This is a genomic window from Kribbella sp. NBC_01484 (assembly GCF_036227145.1).
GTDB lineage: Bacteria > Actinomycetota > Actinomycetes > Propionibacteriales > Kribbellaceae > Kribbella.
On sequence record NZ_CP109437.1, the window covers coordinates 7,619,645 to 7,638,791 of the forward strand.

Sequence of the window (19,147 nt, forward strand, 5' to 3'; positions counted from 1 at the left end):
AGAACTCCTTGGGAACTCAGCAGAAGGGCGAGCACCAGTGAGCACCATCAAGACCATTCATCACCGCATCGGCGGCCGGAAGACCGTCGGCGAGTCGAGCCGCACCGCCCCGGTGTGGGACCCCGCGACCGGTGAGCGCCAGGCCGAGGTCTACCTGGCCGAAGCCGCCGACGTCGACGCCGCGGTGCGGGCGGCCCGCGCCGCGCTGCCGGGCTGGGCCGAGACCTCGGTCATGCGCCGCTCGCGGCTGATGTTCGCCTTCCGCAACCTTGTTGAGAAGTACCTCGACGACCTGGCCCGGATCGTCTGCTCCGAGCACGGCAAGGTCCTCGACGACGCCCGGGCCGAGGTCCTGCGCGGCATGGAGGTGGTCGAGTTCGCCTGCGGGATCCCGCAGTTGCTCAAGGGCGAGTACTCCGACCAGGTCTCGACCGATGTCGACCTGTTCTCCTTCCGCCAGCCACTCGGCGTCTGCGCCGGCATCACGCCGTTCAACTTCCCCGCGCTGGTCCCGCTGTGGATGCACCCGATCGCGATCGCGACCGGCAACACGTTCGTCCTCAAGCCCTCCGAGCGCGATCCGTCGGCATCCAACTTCCTCGCCGAGCTGTATGTGGACGCCGGCCTGCCCGACGGCGTCTTCAACGTCGTCCACGGCGACAAGGTCGCGGTCGACGCGATCCTCGACCACCCGGACATCGCCGCGGTGTCGTTCGTCGGCTCGACGCCGATCGCGCAGTACGTGCACGAGCGGGCGACCCGGAACGGCAAGCGGGTGCAGGCACTCGGTGGCGCCAAGAACCATGCCGTCGTACTGCCGGACGCCGATCTCGACCAGGCCGCCGACCACCTGATCGCCGCCGCGTACGGCTCCGCGGGCCAGCGCTGTATGGCGATCTCCGTCGCCGTCGCGGTCGGCGACATCGCCGACCCGCTCGTCGAGTTGGTGGGCAAGAAGGCACAGGCCGTCAAGGTCGGTCCAGGGCTGGAGGCCGGGGCCGAGATGGGTCCGGTCGTGTCACCCGAGGCGCTCGAGCGGATCAGGGACTACATCGGCCTCGGCGTCGACGCGGGCGCCGACCTCGTCGTGGACGGGCGCAAACTCGATGTCCAGGGCAACGGTTTCTTCGTCGGCCCGACCGTGTTCGACCACGTCACACCCACGATGGACGTCTACCGCAACGAGATCTTCGGTCCGGTGCTGGTCGTCGTACGGGTGGACACGCTCGAGGAGGCGATCGACCTCGTCAACCGCAACCCCTGGGCCAACGGCACGGCGATCTTCACCGCGAGCGGCCAGGCGGCGCGCACCTTCCAGCGCTCCGTGCAGGTCGGGATGATCGGCGTCAACGTCCCGGTCCCGGTGCCGATGGCGTTCTACTCGTTCGGCGGCTGGAAGGACTCGCTCTTCGGCGACCATCACGTCCACGGCCCCGAGGGCATCGCGTTCTACACCCGCGCGAAGGCCGTCACCACTCGCTGGCCCGAGGAGACGACGGACGGCCCGCACCTCCACTTCCCCACCGCGGTCTGACCCCTCCAGGCCGCGTCCCGGCACCCGATCCCCCGCGGGTGCCGCAGGTGCCGGCCCGCGCGAGCTACTTCGGGCGGGCCGGCACCGGCATCTCGATGCTGGCCCTGCTGACCGAGGCGCTCTTCGACAGGACCTGGAGGACGTCCTGACGCACGCGCTCGCAGCGCTTGTGGGAGGCGGCCCGGGTGGCGTCGGCGTCCCGGTCGCGCAGTCGCTCGAAGATGGCTTGCAGCTCCCCCGGCGGACTCGCGATGTCGGGCGAGATCAAGGTGGCCATCCGCAGGACCCGCTCCAGCTCGTCGAGCAGGTCCACGATCGCCTTGGCCAGCCGGTTGTTGCCGCTGTAGTTGGCGATGATGGCCTCGAACTCGATCCCGGCCTGCAGCGACTCTTCGAGTCCCACTTCGCCCGCGGCGAGCTCGAAAGACACCTTGGACAGGACTTCGAGCCGCCTGAGCGCCGGCGCCTCGACGCCTCGGCTTGCGGCGGCAGCGGCGGCCTCGCTGCACAGCAGTGTCCGCACCGCACACAGATCATCGGTGTCCTGGAGTGTGATCGGGCTGACGACGTACCCCGCGCGCGGAAGCGCGTTCACGAGTCCGTCCCGCCGCAGCCGCGCGAGTGCCTCCCGGACCGGCGTCTTGCTGATGCGCCATTGCTGCGCGAGCGACGTTTCGGTGAAGCTGCTCCCGGGCGGCAAGGTCAGATCGATGATCTGGCGCCTGATCGCCCGATAGGCCTGGCTGGTGCGGTCGAGGCCGCTCGCTTCGCTACCGACCAGCAGGAGCGCGGGAACGTGAGGCGTTCCCCGGATCACAGAATGGGCATCTGGCACTCCGTCAGCGTACCACCGAGCTGAATTGATACAGCAGCACTAGCGAATGGGCATGTCCTAAGATGTTTATCTTCCTTTTTGATATCTCAAGGGGATAAACTCTGCTTGTGCAGCGATCTTGGACTCCCCCCGTGCGCGACCTCCCGACCATGGGTGCGATGAGCGCGCGCGAGCGCGCGGCACGAAGCACCCACGACGGCGTGCGGGTCCTCCCGCTCGTGGGCGCCCCGGTGCTTCCCATGCCGGCGCATGTACGGCAGGCGGTCGCGGACGCGATGAACCAGCCCGACCCACGCAACAGCCGTGGTCTCCCCGAGTTGCGGATGGCGATCGCCGCCGAGCTCAGGCGCGACCACGGCCTCCGCGTCGATCCCGACCGTCGCCTGCTCATCACCCACGGAGCGATGCACGGCCTCTCCCTCGTCCTGCGAACGATGCTCGCTCCGGGCGACGAGGTCATCGTCCCGACGCCTACCTTCTTCTTCGACGGCCTCATCCGCGAATCCGGCGCGACGCCGGCGTACGTCCCGTCCCTGGAGGGCGACGGCTGGGCGCTCGACCCCGCCAGGCTGGAGGCCGCCATCACGCCACGCAGCCGCGCGATCCTCCTGTGCAACCCGAACAACCCGACGGGCTACCTGCCCGACGCCGCGACCATCGCGGCGGTGGTCGACATCGCGGCGCGCCACCGGCTCCTCGTCGTCTCCGACGACTCCTGGCAGCACTTCACGTACGACGGTCGCCACTACCAACCCGTCGAGGCCTTCGCCGACCGCTGGCCGCACATCGTCACCATCACCAGTCTCAGCAAGTACTACGCACTCGCGACCTGGCGTCTCGGCTATGTCGTAGCGCCGCCGGCCATCATCGACGCGCTCGAGCGCCGCCTCCAATGGGAGGCGGTGTGTTGCGGCGTGGTTCCACAACGGGCCGCGGTCGCCACCCTGACCGGGCCACGCGACTGGCTCGACCGCGCGCTTTCGACGTACCAGGCCAAGCGGGACCTCGTCTGCGACGGCATCGCGGCGAGCGGCCTCCCCGATCCCGTGCGACCCGCCGCCGGCGCCTTCCTGCTCGCCGACTGCTCTCGCCTCGGCAAGACGCCGGCCGACATCGACCGCACGCTTCTGCGCCACGGCATCGCGACGATCCGCGGCGCCGACATGCACGCCCCCGACACCCACGTCCGCCTCACCTTCGGCTCAAGCAACCAGGTCCTCAACGAGCTGGTCAACGCCCTCACCCAAGCCCACCAAGAATCCGCGACAGTCCGCCCGTAGACGCGCAACGCTTCGCGGCCCATGAGAAGTTCTTCGTCGAGGACGTCCGCGGGTGGACGCAGTCGCGTTTCGACGTCGCACTGCCGGCCGAACGTACGGCGGTGTTCGGTGTCTCAGCGAGTGGCGAACTGGCGCTAGCTATTGGCCTTCGCCATCCGGACGTCTACGGCGCGATCTTCTCCGCGTCGCCCGGTGGGGGTTACAAGCCCCCCGGCGACATGCAGAGCACGCTACCGCGCACCTACCTCGTCGCAGGCACAGAGGAACCGTTCTTCCAAGAGAACGCGACCCGCTGGGCGGACGCACTCCGCGACGCAGACGCCGACGTCGTCATCACAGAACGGCCCGGATCACACGGCGACCCGTTCTGGCGCGACGAACTCCCGCTGATGGCGGCGTGGGCATAGGCCCTGCCGCGCCCGCAGATTCCTCTCATCCACCTCGAGCGGCAGGAGCGGGCAGGCCGCAGTCTGCCCTACCGACTGGACCTGGATCGTGCCGCCGATGTCCGGCTCGCAGACCCCCGTCTTCCACCGCTACCACGACGCCGAAGGCAAAGTGCCGAACTTCTCCGCCGACGACGATGCAGCCCGCCGGTCGCTCGAGGGCGGTCCCCCGCCTTCCGCTGACCCAGTTGCCCAACGCAACTATCCGGCCGGCCCCAGCGGCGCACCTAGGACGCGACAGGCGCGGCCTTGTCGGCTTCGTCGAGATCCTCGTCGGTGACTGTGTGCGACTCCGATGTACCGCCCAGCTCTGTCAGCTTGTCCGACACCGCGGTCGCTTCACTGACCGGCGCCAGCACTCCGACGGCGGCCTTGCCATCGCTGAGCGCGGCTCCGAGGCGTTCACGGGCGGCCTTGTCCATTCCGAGCCCCTTGTGGTGCAGCGCACCGACAAGTCCACCACCGACTACTCCGACAGCGAGGCCGACGGGTGTGAACAATGCCAGCGCCAGACCGATCCCCGCTCCCTTGCCAGTGCTGCGTTTGCCGACCTTTTCAGCCTTGACCTCGCCCTTCTCGTTCAGGACCAGAACCCCGATCGCATCATGGCTAGCGAGCCCGGAGTCTTTGAGTGACTGCGCAGCGGAATCCGCCGCGGCCTCGTCCCCGAAAATCGACAACACAACGATCTTGTTTCCCATGGGAATCCCTCGATAGGTGGCCAATCGCAACTGCGACATACTCGTTCTAGTGCGTCGGCCAGACCTACCGCCTCACCCCCGACGGATAGTTGGCTGATCAGCCGCCGCTGCCGGCAGCCACTGTGCGTCGCGAATTCGTCACCGAAGTAATCAACGCCGAGACGCTCGTACGACGTACTGGCCAAGCGTCCCTGGACTTGCCACCGAGACCTTCCGTGAGCGCCCGTTCCGGCACATGATGCAATCGAGACCGACGGAAGGACCGGTTCGATGTCCAGCCTGGCGAGCTACACGACCCTGTACGTGACTGCGATCGGGCTGGCCGGGGCCCCGGACCTCGAGAACATCTTCGCCGTGCGGTGGGACGCCGGCGGGCGCGATCCGGAAGAGTCGTCGGCAGCGGACTTCATTCGGTGGCTCGACCACGGCGACGGCCGAGCATTTGTCCGGCGTACCGACGGCAGTCGAGGCCCCCGGGTTCGCGTCGCCTCCGACCGAGCGAGGCGCTACCTCCGCAGCCGCGACGATGAGGCCTCGCAGCAAGACGAACTGCTTCTCCTGCCGCACTGGAACGCCGGCAAGCACTCCACCAAGCACCTCAGCCGAAGCTAGCCCCGGGCAGTCGTTGGCACCTTCGTCAGTGCTCCAGCGCCCAGCCGATGCGGAGCGGCCGCGGAACGAGTAGTTGCCTCCAGCAACCTCAGCGCCGAAGCTGTGAGGCACAGCGCCGGATGCCTCGACGAGTCGAACGACTGGCGCCGCCCCCCCGGCTGAGTCGGTCGCCCGCTGGAAGTGCCCGGCGTGCGACCTGGGAAGTGAGCTCCGTCTCTCTTTCAGGGTGGCGGTGATTTTCATAAGGAGGTTATGCATAATGGGGTTATGCAATCGGATGCCTCCGGCACTGAGTTGGTCGTGGTGCTCGAACACCTGGTGACGTTCATCCGCCAGGTCTCGACCGCCGGCGACCTCAGCGCGGCAGCGTCGTCCGCCCTGCACCGCCTTGGACGTGACGGGCCACTCGGGCTGACGGAGCTGGCTCACGCCCAGCGCGCCTCCCAGCCGGGGATGACGCAGTTGGTCACCCGGATGGAACGCGAGGGCCTGGTGCGCCGCACCGCGAAGAGCGACGACCGCCGCACCGTGCTGGTGGAGGCGACCGAAGCCGGCCTCGAACTCCTCAGGCGCCGGCGTGCGGAGCGCGCCGAGGCGCTGCAGCACCTGCTCAACCGCCTCGATCCGCAGGATCAGGCCGCTATCGCCGCCGCGCTACCCGCGCTCGCCCGACTCGTCGAGTCGCGGGCGTCCGACTGACTGAACACGCCCACCGTGAGGAGAACCTGCAGATGACCGCGTCCCATGGGACAGCTCCGAGCCCGTTCAAGCAGCCGCGTGCCGTCTGGGCCGTGGCGTTCGCCTGTGTCGTCTCGTTCATGGGCATCGGGCTCGTCGATCCGATCCTGCCCGCGCTGGCCGGCAGCTTGCACGCCACGCCGAGCCAGGTGTCGCTGCTGTTCACCAGCTACCTGGTCGTGACCGCGGTCGCGATGCTGGTAGTCGGCTGGGTATCCAGCCGCATCGGCGCCAAGCGCACGCTGATCGTCGGACTGATCCTGATCGTCGCGTTCGCCGCGCTCGCCGGCACCTCGAACACCATCGGCGGCATCGTCGGGTTCCGCGCCGGCTGGGGCCTGGGCAACGCCCTGTTCATCGCGACCAGCCTCGCCGTCATCGTGGCCTCGGCCAGCGGCGGCTTCGCCGGGGCGATCATCCTGTACGAGACCGCGCTCGGCCTCGGCATCGCGGTCGGGCCACTGCTCGGCGGCGAACTCGGCAGCATCAGCTGGCGCGGGCCGTTCTTCGGCGTCGCGGTGCTGATGTTCATCGCCCTCGTCGCGACCGTCGCGTTCGTCCCGAACCTGCCGAAACCAGAGCACAAGACATCGCTGGCCGCGCCACTCAAGGCGTTGCGGCACCGCGGCCTGCTGACCATGGGCATCATGGCGCTGCTCTACAACTGGGGATTCTTCACCATGCTCGGCTACGCGCCGTACCCCATGGAACTCAACGCCCACAAGCTCGGCCTGGTCTTCACCGGTTGGGGCCTACTGGTCGCCGCCTTCAGCGTGTTCTTCGCACCGCGGCTGCAGGCGCGCTTCGGCACCGCGCCGGTGCTCTACGTCAACCTGTTCTGCCTCGGCATCGTCATGGCCGTGATCGCGATCGGCGTGAACACTCCGGCGGCGGTCATCGTCGCGGTCATCGTCAGTGGCGCGTTCATCGGGATCAACAACACGTTGACCACCCAGGCGGTCATGCTCGTCTCGCCGGTGGAGCGGCCGGTCGCCTCCTCGGCGTACGGCTTCGTCCGGTTCATCGGCGGCGGCCTCGCGCCGTTCGCCGCGGGCAAGCTCGCCGACGCCACCAACCTCAGCGTCCCCTTCTACCTCGGCGGCGTCGCCTTCATCCTGGCCATCGTCGTACTCGCCTCCGGCCACAAACTGGTCGCCGCAGCCGAGCAGGGCATGGTCGAGGGCGAGACCGTACGCCCGAGCCTGCATCCCGTCGGCGACACACCGACTGCTGCGTACCGACCGGTCATCGTCGCGGTCGGCGCCACCGACGACGCCGCCGAGATCGTCGACGCGGCCGCCATGATCGCCCGCGACGCCGGTCGCCCCCTGGAGGTCGTCCACGTCCTCGAGACCGCCGTTGTCGAAGAACTGGCCATCGACGCCGAGGACGCCGAGCAGGCACACGCCGCGGTCCTGGACCACCTCGACCGGCTGTTCGCGCAAGGCATCGCCGCCACCGGTCAGGTGCTCACCAGCGTCGGCGACCACGCCGCCGCTGGTCGGGTCCTCGCTCAGCACGCTGACGACGTCGACGCGCGCACGATCGCGGTCGGCCGGTCCCCGCGCGGGCCGGTGGCCCAGTTCGCCGACGGCAGCTTTACCAGCGCATTGACCCACGCCGCGGCCCGCACGGTCGTACTGGTCGAACCCGGCAAAAGCGCCGTACCGGTTGCCAGCCTGATAGCAGCGTCGCCAGGCACTGCACAGCAGAACCCCTAAGGCAGGCAGGCGATGAGACTCCGAGCGACGGTCGGTGTCATTGCCTAACGCAACTATTCGGCTGGCCGCGTTCGTCGGGCCCGTGGTCGGCGTCCAAGCCGCCGCCACGGGCCTGACGGCTTCACTCAGGCCTTGGTTTTGCGGGCCCTCGGCTTGCGGGCGGCGGGATGTGAGCCGTTGCCCTCGGTCTCGGGCTCGGCCGCGAACGGGATGAACGGCATGGTCAACGGCAGGGCCGCCAGCCGCATCAGGAGTAGGACGTTGTCGTCACCGGCAGTCTTGTTGAGACGCAGGCGCCCACAGTTGGTGCACCTGTGGATGAGGACCCAACGGCCCTCGCCACGGACCGTGACCGCGATCGGCTCCATGCCGCCGGCGCAATCGGCCTTGCGATCACCCGGGACGTTGCGGTCGAGATGGCGCGACCACAGACAGCTCGGGCAATGGTTGCGATGGGTAGTTCCAGGGGCGTCGAGGGAAACCTCTACGCCGCAGTGCTCACAGCTGAACGAACGTGCGAATACCAAACCGAAGAACCTTTCAGAGCGAAGCTGCTGGACAGGACAGACATCGGCTTCCCTCCTTCCGGTCCGCGCCGGCTCATCCGGCACACCGCCTCCAGCAGATCAGCCCGCCTCCACCAGCGTCAATCGATTAACTCCTGAGAACCATCGACGATTCATCCCCGTGCCGCTCCGCGGACGGTCGCCTGTTGCTGGGCCGTCAGGGCCAGGCGCATGGTTTCGAAGGTGTGCTCCTGCGGCGCGGCCGAGGCGGTTCGATCCCGTACGTCGCGAACCAGGTCCGCATAGTAGGTGGTCTCCACCTGCGAGCAGTCGACGTACTGCATGCCTTCCTGGTTGACCAAGAACAGATGGTCACCACCGTCCCGGCCCGCGATATCGACGTACTTACGCAACTCGATGTAGCCGTCCGTGCCGAGGATCATCAGGCGGCCGTCGCCCCAGGTGGGCAGACCGGCCGGCGTGTACCAGTCGACCCGGATGTAGCCCTGGGCGTTGTCACTGCGCAGCAGGATCTCACCGAAGTCCTGCAGACCAGGCTCGTCGGGGTTGGCGAAGTTCCCCACCGTGCTCGCCACGATCTCGGCCGTCCGTGCGCCGGTGAACCACAGGAACTGGTCGATCTGGTGGGAGGCGATGTCGGTCAGGATCCCGCCGTACCGGTTGTTGTCGTAGAACCAGTCCGGGCGACCCGCCCCACCACCGAGGTGACCACGATCCCCAACACGATGCGGCCCGATCCCCAGCGTCTGCACCACCGTCCCGATCCGGCCCTCACGAACCAGCTCACCGGCCTTGATCACGCTGGGCACCTCGAACCGCTCCGAGAACGTCACCGACCAGAACCGCCCGGTCTGGCCGACCGCCTTCTCGATCTCCTCCAACTGATCCAAACTCACACAGCCAGGCTTGTCGGTCATCACGTCCTTGCCGGCCCGCAACGCCGCCACCGCGATCGGTCCCCGCCGATCCGGTACGGCGGCGGTCACGATCAAGTCGATCCCGTCCCGGCCGAGCAACTCGTCCGGACTCTCGACCACCGCAACATCCGGATACCGCTCCCGGACCCGGGCCGCGATCGCAGCCGACGGGTCGTCGGTCGCCATCCCGACGAACTCCGCACCAGCCCCGATCAGGCCCGCGATCTGACCGAAGATGTGCGCGTGATCAAGCCCGACCGCGGCGAACCTGACAGCCTGCGTGGAAGTCACTCGTATTCCTCCCGACTCGACGAACCTTCGACTGCCACTCACCCTATGCCAGTTTGGCAAGCGCTTGCCAACCCCTGGCGAGCCGTGGACGGGTCAGAGGGACGACACCCTTCGCTCCATCCGCTGCAAGGCGGAGCCGGAAATCTCCACTCCCCAACCAGGTTTCGGACAGCACCACCTTGTCCAATCCGTCGAACGGGCCTTCCACCTTCTCGAGCTACTGGCGGACAGCGGCGATTCGTCGCTGACCGATCTCTCGGCCGCCATCGATGTGCCGGCGCCGACCACGCACCGGTTCCTGAAGACGCTGGTCGCGCTCGGATACGTCCGCAAGCTGCCGAACCGCCATTACGGGCTCGGGCTCAGGATGGCGAGACTGGCGGGCCGGGTCGACTTCGGCTCGATCGTGAAACCGCACCTGGACACGCTCGCCCGGGAGATCGGCGAGTCGGCGAATCTGGCGGTGCTGGAAGGCGACATGGTCGTCTACATCGCCCAGTCCCCCTCCCCGCACGCGATGCGGATGTTCACCGAGGTCGGTCACCGCGCGCACACCCATTCGACGGGGGTCGGCAAGGCGATCCTCGCCGGACTGTCCAACGACCAGGTTGCCCGCATCATGAGTCGGGTCGGGATGCCGGCCGCGACCAAGCACAGCATCACCGACCTGGCGAAGCTCCGCACCGAACTGAACCGGATCCGCCGCACGGGCTACGCGAGGGACAACGGCGAACAGGAGATCGGTGTCGTCTGCTACGCCGTACGGATCCCCGACGTACCGGTCTCGATGGCGATCTCGGTCTCCGGGCCGGCCTTCCGGATGACGCCGGAACTCGGCAAGGCGGCAGTCCCCCTGCTGATCAGCGAGGCACAGGCGATCTCAGCGGAACTGCTCGGCGCCCTGGACTGACCCGAGCCGTCGGGTGGTGCAGCCTCACATCGCGGCTCTCAGCACGTCGAACTCGCAGCCTGGCGAGTCTGGGTCGAAGCCGTGCTCGACCAGCCAGCGGGCCGCCCCAGGCTTCGCAACGACCACCACGCGCGGATCACCTCGAGGTCGACGTCCGCGCCGTAGCCGGCGACGAGGTCAGCAAGGCGCTCCTCGTGTCCGAGCGTCAAGCTGGCGAGGTCAAACATCGCATCGCCCTGGCTCGCCTCGGACCTGTCGATGACGCCGGTGATCTTGTCACCGGCAACGAATACATGGGTGATCTGCAAATCGCCGTGCGTCCGCGTGCAGGCTAGGAGCCTTTCGCGCCGGGTGTCGTTGTCGCGTAGCGACAGGGGCATGCGCCCGGCGGTCGACAAGTGGAGCTTGCCGGATCGCGAGACGTAGGGAGCCCGAGTCTGTTCTGCCCGCCACGCGCTGCCCCCGGCCCCTTCCAGATGGGACCGTGAATCCACCGGTTCCGGTACGCGTGACGCCACCGGTTCGACATGTCGTTGGCCCGAGGGTGTCCTACTGTAGGGCGACGGCGAAGGGGTGATGCATGTCCGACCTGCTCGACAGTCCGCGTCTGCAGAAACTTGATCCAGACGGAACCGAAGAATTCTGGGCCGAAGTCGCCGAGCAGGGTGCGCCAATGGTGGAGCCCGTGCTGGATGACGACCGCGATGTCTGGCTGACTTTTCTCTATCGGTCGAGCGAGTTGAATGGCAGCGTCTCGGTGTTCGGCGGCCCAGCAGGATGGGAGGCACCGGGCAACTTGATGCACCACTTGGACGGCACCGACGTCTGGTACCTCGCCTGCCGGGTCCGCGCCGATCTGCGCTGCACCTACCGCCTGGCGGTCGATGACGTGGACGGCTCGGCGGCCAAGGCCGAGGATTGGCACGAACGTACGGCGCACTGGTTCGCCGATCCACTCAACCCGGCAACGTTCTCCTATCCCGAGGACGAATTCCTCGGCACTGACGAGACTGTCGTGTCACTGGTCGAGCTACCGGCCGCGCCCGCGCAGCCGTGGCTGACTCCGCGTGCCCACGGCAACCATGGCGAGCTCGTCCAGCATCTGCACCGTAGTGAGATCCTCGGCAACGAGCGCCGCATCTGGGTCTACACCCCGCTCGGTTACCGACCCGACGACGAGCCGTATCCGCTGCTCGTGCTGTTCGACGGCGACGTCGTAGGCGGCCCGATGCCGTTCCCTACGATCCTGGACAACCTCATCGACGACGGCCGCATCCCGCCGATGGTGGCCGTCCTCGTCGACAGCCTGACCCAGGAAATCCGCAATCGAGAACTCCCCTGCGGCAGACCATTCCTGGAGTACCTGACCGACGAACTGCTGCCCTGGGCGCGCGAGCAGTACCGGATCACCACCGATCCCGCGCGCACGATCGTCGCCGGTCAGAGCCATGGCGGTCAGGCCGCCGCGTTCGCGGCGCTCAGTCGCCCGGATATCTTCGGCAACGTGATCTCGCAGTCGGGATCGTTCTGGTGGAGCCCCGAGGATGATCACGAACACGAGTGGCTGACCCGCCAGTATGCCGAGTCCGAGCGACAGCCCGTGCGGTTCTACATCGAGGCCGGCCTGCAAGAACGCGGTCAAACCCCCGACCACGGCCCATCCATCCTTGTCGCAAACCGCCACCTTCGAACCATCCTGCGCAGCAAGGGCTACGAAGTGAAGTACACGGAGTTCAACGGCGGCCACGACTACGCCTGCTGGCGCGGCTCGCTCGCCGACGCGTTGACCACCGTTACTTCCCCTTCGTTGACGCAATGACATCCGAGGCCGACCAACCAGGAAAGGGTTCCTGGCGGGCGAAGGCGATTCGTTGATACCGGCAACGTGGAGCCTGGTCCGATAGCGCGCCGCGACTTCGTAGTACCGGGTGGCCCGCAGCCGTAGGGACGTCGTGCGACCAGAGCGGACTCGGCGAGCTTGCGGCGCTCCTGCACCCCGCGTCCGTTCCACCGGGAGCGCTACCCGATACCTCACCACGTCGAGTCGGCGTTCCCGCCCCGAAGCTGCGTCCTCTCAGCGCCTGTCTGGGAGGACGCAGCACGGCGCCGCCCGGCCGGAGCGTAAACGCTCCATGGGCGGTGCGTGGCGGACCATCGCGACGTCACCTGCGACCTTCGTCGAGCCGGCACAACGCGTCACAGTCGCGGCCCGGACACATTCTTGACGAGCCAGCGTGCCAGCGGGCGTAGCTGGGAGAAGGCGGCGACTACGTGATCTGCCACGGCGCGGGTGTGAATCCATTCCTCGCAGCCGAGCGGTCGGCTTGCGATGACCGACCTGTGTCGCAGTAGCTTCGCTCGCGGATGGTCGGCGGGATGGCCGCGCAGTGGTCGCTTCAGCTGGTCGCCCGTGATCACGAAACCGTCCCGCTCGAGACTCCGGATGATGGCAACCAGGCGTGGCCCGGAACCCGGATCCGCCACCGCGGCGCGATACCGCTCGATCTGCACCGACGGCCCGTACCACCACGCCAACCCAACCTCCAGGCCGTCCAGATCGAACCGGATTCCCAGTTCGATGTTCCGAGCCAGCCGGACGATCGCGTGCTGCCGCTGCCAGGCTTGCACCAGTACATCGCCGTAGCCCCAGACCGCGAAGTCCTCGTACTCCGGATCCGCGTCAGCCACCGCATTCATCAGCTCGACCATCGGTCGGCGAACCAGGTCTTCCCGGTCCCGCCGGCATCGCCGCCTCACATCCGCCGGAGGATCACCGTCAAGCTCCAGCAGCACATCGAACGCAGACCTCGGCCACCCCTCGAAAGCCCCAGTCACGTCACGCAGCCTACCGAGCGCATCCGAACGGAGCGGCGCGTGACCCTCGCTGCCAGAGCAACTCGCGGGCCGTCGACACGAGTGCCGAACGCCCAGCCAGTGCTGGCGACACAACTCGCCAGGCTGCACATTCGAGTTCGGCAGCCGAGCCGGGGGCGCGATTGTTCATTATCCCGGCAGGCGCGACCACGGGGCAGTCGCACGCGAGCGCTAGCGAGCCCCTCGCGGGCGACAGCCCGCAGGTCCCCGGCGGCAGCCGGGGGCGGGTGGGAGCACTCGCCGCACGCGCTTCTGCTGGCAGAAGCCATCTGGACTCTCTGCTATCGAGGGAGATCGCGAATATATGTACCGCCGTCGATCAACTCGCGATAAAGGGGCATCACCGCGAAGCGTGGGGGAAATGGCGGACACAAAGTTGGAATCGGAATCGGCTGACGAGATCGGTCGATCTGGTTATCGGGTATGGATTCGTGAACGAGCACTTGCGTCCGCCGGGTGGCTTCGTATCCTCGTCGGCGCGAACTGGTCGGCTGTCATTGTCGCTGGTGATGGCGAGCATCAGTCGTTGGTCACGGTGAGCGTGTCGCCGATCGTTCCCTGGATTCGGGCCGACCCGACCGCGGTTCCCGACGCCTTAACGAGGCTGTCGAGCGGGTCTATCACCCAGTACGCGATCGTCGCGGTCCCGAGTAGGTCGAAACGATCCTTGCGGACCTTGCGGTCGTCGGTCAGTTGGTCGATCGACCCGCCGGCTCCCTTCACGAACAGGACCGCGGCGAAGCGGTCCGCGGCGCCTGCGGTCCCGTGCAGCCCTTCGTGCAACGCCGCGGTCACCAGCGGCGAGCGGGCACTTCCTGACGGGACAACATGGATAGCGGTCCGGAAATCATCAATCCCCTTGATCACGTCCAGCACCTGCTCGGCGTTCCGGGTCTTCTGCACCAGAAGGGCCGCTGCGTGGTCGCGTGCCTTGGTCGCGTTGTCGATCTCCTCCTGTGCCGCCGGCTCTTCCGGGTCCTGTTGATGCTTGCTGAGTACGGTGTCCAGGGCCGACTGCTTGACGGCTGCCTCGGCTTCCGCCTCAGCCTGGTCCGAGTCCGCTCGTGCCTTTTCGTCGAGCAGCAGACCGCGCTTGTCCATCAACTCCCTGTCCAGCTTGACCACACCGTCTTGAGGCACAGTGCGGAAGTCCGCCAGCATGATGTCGCGGGCACCCACCAGCCGGCCGGCCACGTCGGCAAGGATCACCGGGTCGTCCAGACTCATGGCGTGGCTGGAGACACTTCGGGTCGGAGCGAAGAACGAGATGAGTCCGGGAATCGCCGCCACCACCCCTGCGACAATGGCAGGGGCGATGCCGTCCGGATTCGGCAGCAGGGCGTCGGCGGCGTCGTGCAGCATCTTGAGGCCCTGCTCCACCTCGACATAGACACCGTCGAGCGAAGCGAGATCATCGGCCGAGGTGAGGAGGACCCGGCCGGCGCCCTTAGCCGGTAACGACGCGGCCACCGCATCCGCGAGTGCCTTCGCCGCATTTCCCAGCGCCTTATGGGTGACCCGGGAGCTGAACAGTGACTGATCGCCGGAAACCTTTAGCTCGGGCACGGTGGCTTTCGACAGGTCCGGGATCAATGCGGCCACCCGAGCCTGCTGGGTGTCGAAGTCGGACTTCTGCGCCTCGGCGATCGCCTTGTGGGCCGCGGCTTCCCGCTGCTCGCGGCCGAGAGCGCCGGACGCCTCCGCTTCTTCGCGTTGCGCCTTCGCGGCGTCCACGGCCGCCTTCTGCGCATCCGCTTTCGCCTTCTCCGCGTCGGCTTTTGCCTTTGCGGCCTCCGCGAGCGTCTGCTCGAGCTTTGCTTGATCGATCTGTTCCTGGTCGACCGGCATGGTCAACACCCCCCGGGTCCCCGCGCATCGCGCATCGCGCATTTCAGTATCAGCCTGACCGCCCGGATGGACAATGGCGTAGCCGGCCGATGACAACCCAAGGACCTCAGGACTACCCTTCAGCTCATCGGGGGGCAATTATGGCCGACGGATTTCACCACCTGTCGCGGGGCGCCGAGGATCTGGCCGAGGCACGGCCGCGGATGCTCGAGCTGAACCTCCGGGCAATTGAGTCCGGCGCGGGACGGCTGAACAACGAGTTGGTGGCGCGGCGCTATCTAGACAGCGCCTTGGAGACCGAGCCTGAGCGCCGTGCCTTCCGCGCGCTCCGTGCCTCTGACTCGCCGGCCTGGGTGCCGGCGCTCACCCTGTTGGAAGAACTCAGGTCGCCCTTCGACGAGGGATCGGTCGTCCGCTTTCGCCAGCTGTTCAGAGGCGTGCCGGTGCACGGCGCCCGCGCGATGGTGGAGCTTTCCGGAGATCAGGACCTGGCCCATCTGAACGTCGAAGTCGCCGATGAGGCCGAACTCGCCGAGTCCGCACCGTTCCCGCCGCGGGTACACCCGGGGCTGGCGGTCGACATCGTTGCCAATAGCACCGACGCTCCATTCCCCTGGCTCTTCCAACCTACTGTCCCGGATCTGGTGTTCGTCCACGTCCCTGATCGCGGGTTCGTCCTGTGCTGGCGGGTCACTGACGTGGAGATTTCGAGGCGACCCGACACCATCGACGAGCACGCCGGCGGCTGGGAGTCCCCGCTGTATCGGCCCGCACGGTTCGACGCGTACGTCGACGCGATCGCCGGCGAAATCGTGCTGCAGCTCTCGCAGTCCAGGGCAGTCGCGCCGGCTTTCGTCCAGCCCGTCGTCTGCACCGGCGACAGCGAGGATCAATCCGACTGCCGCTTCGACGGATCGCAAACCGGCCAGGACTTCCAGATGCTGGACCCGGGCCGAAACACCGTCACCCACGACTTCGCTCTCCAGCCGTACAACCTCCGGCTGCCGCCACCAGGCCTCGGCGCTCCCGTTTCAAGCCCCACACCCGCCTGGGCCGCCACGAACCGAGCCGCGGTCACCGCGACCGTCAACGCACAGATCGTCCACGACTTCCTGGAGAGCCTCCTCCACCGCCAGAGCATCGACGGCCGGCAGATGACCCTGGTCAGCGTGGTCAACTGCGCCCGGTCAAACGGTGCCACAGATTTCCCCCAGGCCTACTGGAACGGCGACCGGATGGTCTATGGACAAAGCTCCACGGGCGGGCAGCTGGTGAGCACGGCCAGGCACCTCGAGGTCGTCGCCCACGAACTGTGCCACGGACTGACCGACCACACCGCCAAGCTGCGCTACCGGGACGAGAGCGGCGCCCTCAACGAATCGATCAGCGACATCCTCGGCGTCATTGTCGCGAATCGCACCAACCGAGGACAGAACACCTCAACCTGGTCCTGGGACATCGGCCCGGGACTCGGACAGAAGGGTGGCCTACTCCGCAACCTGGCAAACCCCAGTCTTGGAGATCCCTCACAACCGCAACACATGAACGACTACGTGTACACGGGCCAGGACAACGGTGGCGTCCACTACAACTCCGGCATCCATAACCGCGCGGCATTCCTGATGCTGACCACGACCATGCCTGACGGTTCGCCGATACTGCCCCCGGACGAGATCGCCAAGATGTACTACTACATCCTGCTTCAGCTCACAGACAATGCGACCTTCTCCGACGCCCGGAAGACGCTCGTCGAAAGCATCACGAACCGACACCAGGTCTTGCCCGACATCGCCGACCGGGTAGCCGCCGTCGAGGCCGCGTACGACGCCGTAGGCATCGTCTGACCACCTGCCCACGACGGTGACTGATGGAGTCAAGACGGGCAGATGATCCACTAGCCAATGGCCGTCAACGGCGCCGGCGGGCTGCCCACCCTGGACAGCCACTCTTCCCGCGAGGGCGGGGCCGATGTCGATCCACCACGTCGAGCCCACCCAGCAGGTTCAGCGCCGCCTCGGCCCCCGGGTGAACTCCCCCTGGTGCGTGCGATCGCGATTAGACGATTTCTAGGACCGTGAGTCGAGGACCGGATCGGGTTCGCTAACGGTCGAGTCACGGGCGTGGATGGCCGCATGGTCGACATCGCTGTGGGTCACGGTCAGGTAGGCGACGAACACTACGAAGAGCAGCAGCCCGACGAGGGTGACGGGCCCGATACCCCAGCCGACGCCGCCGTCGTGGGTGCCTTTGCCGAGCCAGTCGGCGATCGAGGCGCCGAGCGGTCGGGTCAGTACATACGATGACCAGAAGGCGACAGTGACGTTGAGGCCGAGTTTCCACAGGCCGAGCGGCACTACGATCAGCACGGCGAACAGGAGGATCGACCAGGTGAAGCCGAGGCCGAAGTCGATGGCGGTCGCGTCGCCTACGGCGGTGCCGAGGCCGAAGGTGATCAGGACGACGCCCCAGTAGAACCGCTCGCGCCGGGCGGTGGTGATCGAGTGCACCGAGATCGTGCCCTCGCTTCGCTGCCACCACGTCAGAAGGGCGCAAAGCAGTACGAGGTAAACGATGGAGTCGAACCAGTACGGCGTGCCGAGCGCGACGTGCGGTCCGTCGGCGATCATCGTGCCGAAGAGAGCGACGCCGAGCACCGTGACCCAGTAGCGCGCCGGGTGGTAGGTCTGGGCCTTCAGTTGCAGGTAGAGAGCGGCGAAGAAGCTACCGATCCCGATGACGGCGGCGAGTGGAATGCTGACGGTGCCGAGGTAGTCCGAGGCGGTCTCGCCGATTCCGGTGGTCAGCAGCTTGACTACCCAGAACATGAGGAAGACCGCGGGGACCTTCGGGGCACGGAACACTCGGGTTTGCATGGTCTCGGAGGATAGGCACCACAAGCTGAGAGTCACCTGATAGTGATGCCGACCTCTTGTGAGGACTCTCCCACCACCAGCGACAGCAGTGGCGCTCGGAAGAGTTCAGTCAATCGGCCGGCGCGCGCGTGTTGCGCTATTGTCCGCAACCATGTTCGGCGTGCGAGGCCGAACGGCCCACCTGGCGTGGTACCGGACCGATGAGGCGGCGGCCGAGGTCGCCTTCCTGCACGGCTTCTCCGATTCTGCGCAGTGCTGGGAGCCACTGATCCGCGCGATGCCCGGGATTCGGGCGCTCGCGATCGATGCGCGCGGGCACGGCGAGTCCGGGCTACCAGAGGAACCTATCCGCTATGCCGCACACCGCGACGATGCTGCCCTCGTGCTGTCGAGCCAGCCCCGTGACGGCGGGATGGTAGTGGTGGGCCACTCGATGGGCGCGATGTCGGCCGCCTACCTGGCCGCGTCAAGGCCGGACCAGGTCCGGGCGGTTGTGCTGGAGGACCCGCCGACTGGAGCGCCGTCCGCTGGCCAACAGGACGAACAGTGGTCCGTGCCGCGTTGGCTCGCGGACCTACGAGCCCTCGACCTGCCGTCACGGATCGCGCGGGGCCGATCCGAGGACCCCGCCTGGCCCGATGACGAGCTCGAGCCCTGGGCCATGTCGAAGGCGCAACTCAACCCGCATCTGTTCGATCTGCCGTTTCAGGAAGCGGCCCCGCTGACCGACCTGCTGGCCGCAATAACGTGTCCGGTACTGCTGATCCACGGGGACACTGAACGCGGCTCGCTGATCTCCACCGAGTACGCGGTGCGCTGCGCCCGAGCGGCCGCCGGCGAGTTCCGGGCGGTGCACATCGCCGGGACCGGCCATTCGGTGCGTCGCGACAACCGTCCTCGGTACATCGCGGAACTCAGCAGGTTCCTCGACCGATACCGCTGAGCGTCGGCGCATCGGGCTCCTGGCGACGCAGCGAAGGAGTCAGTGGAGCGCTCCAAGGACGCACAGGCTACGGATCAGCCGCGACTCTCTTCTAGAC

The 19,147-nt window shown here is 67.2% G+C and carries 19 protein-coding genes; 11 read left to right on the top strand and 8 right to left on the bottom strand.

Translation table 11 applies throughout. The features are described from left to right. The first annotated feature begins 37 nt into the window (after positions 1 to 37). Positions 38 to 1,534, top strand: coding sequence for a CoA-acylating methylmalonate-semialdehyde dehydrogenase (locus OG555_RS36795; RefSeq protein ID WP_329477695.1), 1,497 nt, complete (start codon positions 38 to 40; stop codon positions 1,532 to 1,534). Between the two features lie 64 nt (positions 1,535 to 1,598). On the opposite strand, the gene OG555_RS36800 is transcribed toward OG555_RS36795, so the two are convergent. Next, positions 1,599 to 2,369 carry a GntR family transcriptional regulator gene (locus tag OG555_RS36800; protein WP_329477697.1) on the bottom strand — a complete coding sequence of 257 codons (771 nt, stop codon included), beginning with the start codon at positions 2,367 to 2,369 and terminating at the stop codon, positions 1,599 to 1,601. A gap of 158 nt (positions 2,370 to 2,527) precedes the next feature. Between OG555_RS36800 and OG555_RS36805 the strand changes: the two genes are divergently transcribed. The 3 genes from OG555_RS36805 to OG555_RS36815 all read left to right on the top strand — a co-directional run bounded on the left by OG555_RS36805 (position 2,528) and on the right by OG555_RS36815 (position 4,375). Beyond that, entirely contained in the window at positions 2,528 to 3,649 is a 1,122-nt protein-coding gene (locus OG555_RS36805) for a pyridoxal phosphate-dependent aminotransferase (RefSeq protein ID WP_329477699.1), read from the top strand. Beyond that, positions 3,628 to 4,056 (top strand): alpha/beta hydrolase-fold protein, encoded by a 429-nt coding sequence (locus tag OG555_RS36810; protein ID WP_329484921.1) that lies wholly within the window; start codon positions 3,628 to 3,630, stop codon positions 4,054 to 4,056. Before OG555_RS36805 ends, OG555_RS36810 begins: the two co-directional genes overlap by 22 nt. A 97-nt stretch (positions 4,057 to 4,153) precedes the next feature. Next, positions 4,154 to 4,375 carry a hypothetical protein gene (locus OG555_RS36815; RefSeq protein WP_329477701.1) on the top strand — a complete coding sequence of 74 codons (222 nt, stop codon included), beginning with the start codon at positions 4,154 to 4,156 and terminating at the stop codon, positions 4,373 to 4,375. Here the strand turns inward: OG555_RS36815 and OG555_RS36820 are convergent. Next, on the bottom strand, positions 4,323 to 4,835 hold the full coding sequence (locus OG555_RS36820; protein WP_329477703.1) for a DUF1269 domain-containing protein: 513 nt from the start codon (positions 4,833 to 4,835) through the stop codon (positions 4,323 to 4,325). The two genes, OG555_RS36815 and OG555_RS36820, sit on opposite strands and share 53 nt — an antisense overlap. Positions 4,836 to 5,066: 231 nt before the next feature. On the opposite strand from OG555_RS36820, the gene OG555_RS36825 reads away from it, so the two are divergent. From OG555_RS36825 to OG555_RS36835, 3 genes are all read left to right on the top strand, one after another. Then, the gene (locus OG555_RS36825) at positions 5,067 to 5,408 is read left to right on the top strand and encodes a hypothetical protein (protein ID WP_329477705.1); all 342 of its coding nucleotides are present in this window, start codon (positions 5,067 to 5,069) and stop codon (positions 5,406 to 5,408) included. A 267-nt stretch (positions 5,409 to 5,675) separates the two neighbouring features. After that, on the top strand, positions 5,676 to 6,107 hold the full coding sequence (locus tag OG555_RS36830; RefSeq protein WP_329477707.1) for a MarR family winged helix-turn-helix transcriptional regulator: 432 nt from the start codon (positions 5,676 to 5,678) through the stop codon (positions 6,105 to 6,107). Positions 6,108 to 6,139: 32 nt separating this feature from the next. After that, positions 6,140 to 7,867, top strand: a complete 1,728-nt coding sequence (locus OG555_RS36835) for an MFS transporter (RefSeq protein ID WP_329477709.1) — start codon at positions 6,140 to 6,142, stop codon at positions 7,865 to 7,867. A gap of 125 nt (positions 7,868 to 7,992) precedes the next feature. Here the strand turns inward: OG555_RS36835 and OG555_RS36840 are convergent, their stop codons facing one another. Next, positions 7,993 to 8,478: an RNHCP domain-containing protein gene (locus tag OG555_RS36840; protein WP_329477711.1), complete on the bottom strand. Its 486-nt coding sequence runs from the start codon at positions 8,476 to 8,478 to the stop codon at positions 7,993 to 7,995. Positions 8,479 to 8,546: 68 nt separating this feature from the next. After that, a complete protein-coding gene (locus tag OG555_RS36845; protein WP_329477713.1) occupies positions 8,547 to 9,602 on the bottom strand; it encodes a Gfo/Idh/MocA family protein in 1,056 nt (351 codons plus the stop codon). 64 nt (positions 9,603 to 9,666) lie between these two features. On the opposite strand from OG555_RS36845, the gene OG555_RS36850 reads away from it, so the two are divergent. Further along, positions 9,667 to 10,512, top strand: a complete 846-nt coding sequence (locus OG555_RS36850; protein ID WP_329477714.1) for an IclR family transcriptional regulator — start codon at positions 9,667 to 9,669, stop codon at positions 10,510 to 10,512. Positions 10,513 to 10,550: 38 nt separating this feature from the next. On the opposite strand, the gene OG555_RS36855 is transcribed toward OG555_RS36850, so the two are convergent. Next, entirely contained in the window at positions 10,551 to 10,892 is a 342-nt protein-coding gene (locus tag OG555_RS36855; protein ID WP_329477716.1) for a phosphotransferase, read from the bottom strand. Between the two features lie 200 nt (positions 10,893 to 11,092). Here OG555_RS36855 and fes point away from each other — a divergent pair, with 200 nt between their 5' ends. Further along, on the top strand, positions 11,093 to 12,331 hold the full coding sequence (gene fes / locus OG555_RS36860) for an enterochelin esterase (RefSeq protein WP_329477718.1): 1,239 nt from the start codon (positions 11,093 to 11,095) through the stop codon (positions 12,329 to 12,331). A 377-nt stretch (positions 12,332 to 12,708) separates the two neighbouring features. On the opposite strand, the gene OG555_RS36865 is transcribed toward fes, so the two are convergent. Both OG555_RS36865 and OG555_RS36870 read right to left on the bottom strand, forming a co-directional pair. Next, positions 12,709 to 13,209 (bottom strand): DUF2461 family protein, encoded by a 501-nt coding sequence (locus OG555_RS36865; RefSeq protein ID WP_329477720.1) that lies wholly within the window; start codon positions 13,207 to 13,209, stop codon positions 12,709 to 12,711. A 696-nt stretch (positions 13,210 to 13,905) separates the two neighbouring features. Beyond that, the gene (locus tag OG555_RS36870; RefSeq protein ID WP_329477722.1) at positions 13,906 to 15,330 is read right to left on the bottom strand and encodes a hypothetical protein; all 1,425 of its coding nucleotides are present in this window, start codon (positions 15,328 to 15,330) and stop codon (positions 13,906 to 13,908) included. A 44-nt stretch (positions 15,331 to 15,374) separates the two neighbouring features. On the opposite strand from OG555_RS36870, the gene OG555_RS36875 reads away from it, so the two are divergent. Then, complete coding sequence (locus OG555_RS36875; protein ID WP_329477725.1) at positions 15,375 to 17,078, top strand: M4 family metallopeptidase; 1,704 nt, start codon at positions 15,375 to 15,377, stop codon at positions 17,076 to 17,078. A gap of 222 nt (positions 17,079 to 17,300) precedes the next feature. Here the strand turns inward: OG555_RS36875 and OG555_RS36880 are convergent, their stop codons facing one another. Then, positions 17,301 to 18,107 carry a COG4705 family protein gene (locus tag OG555_RS36880; RefSeq protein WP_329477726.1) on the bottom strand — a complete coding sequence of 269 codons (807 nt, stop codon included), beginning with the start codon at positions 18,105 to 18,107 and terminating at the stop codon, positions 17,301 to 17,303. A gap of 151 nt (positions 18,108 to 18,258) precedes the next feature. Here OG555_RS36880 and OG555_RS36885 point away from each other — a divergent pair, with 151 nt between their 5' ends. Continuing rightward, a complete protein-coding gene (locus OG555_RS36885; protein WP_329477727.1) occupies positions 18,259 to 19,050 on the top strand; it encodes an alpha/beta fold hydrolase in 792 nt (263 codons plus the stop codon). The last annotated feature ends 97 nt before the right edge of the window (positions 19,051 to 19,147 follow it).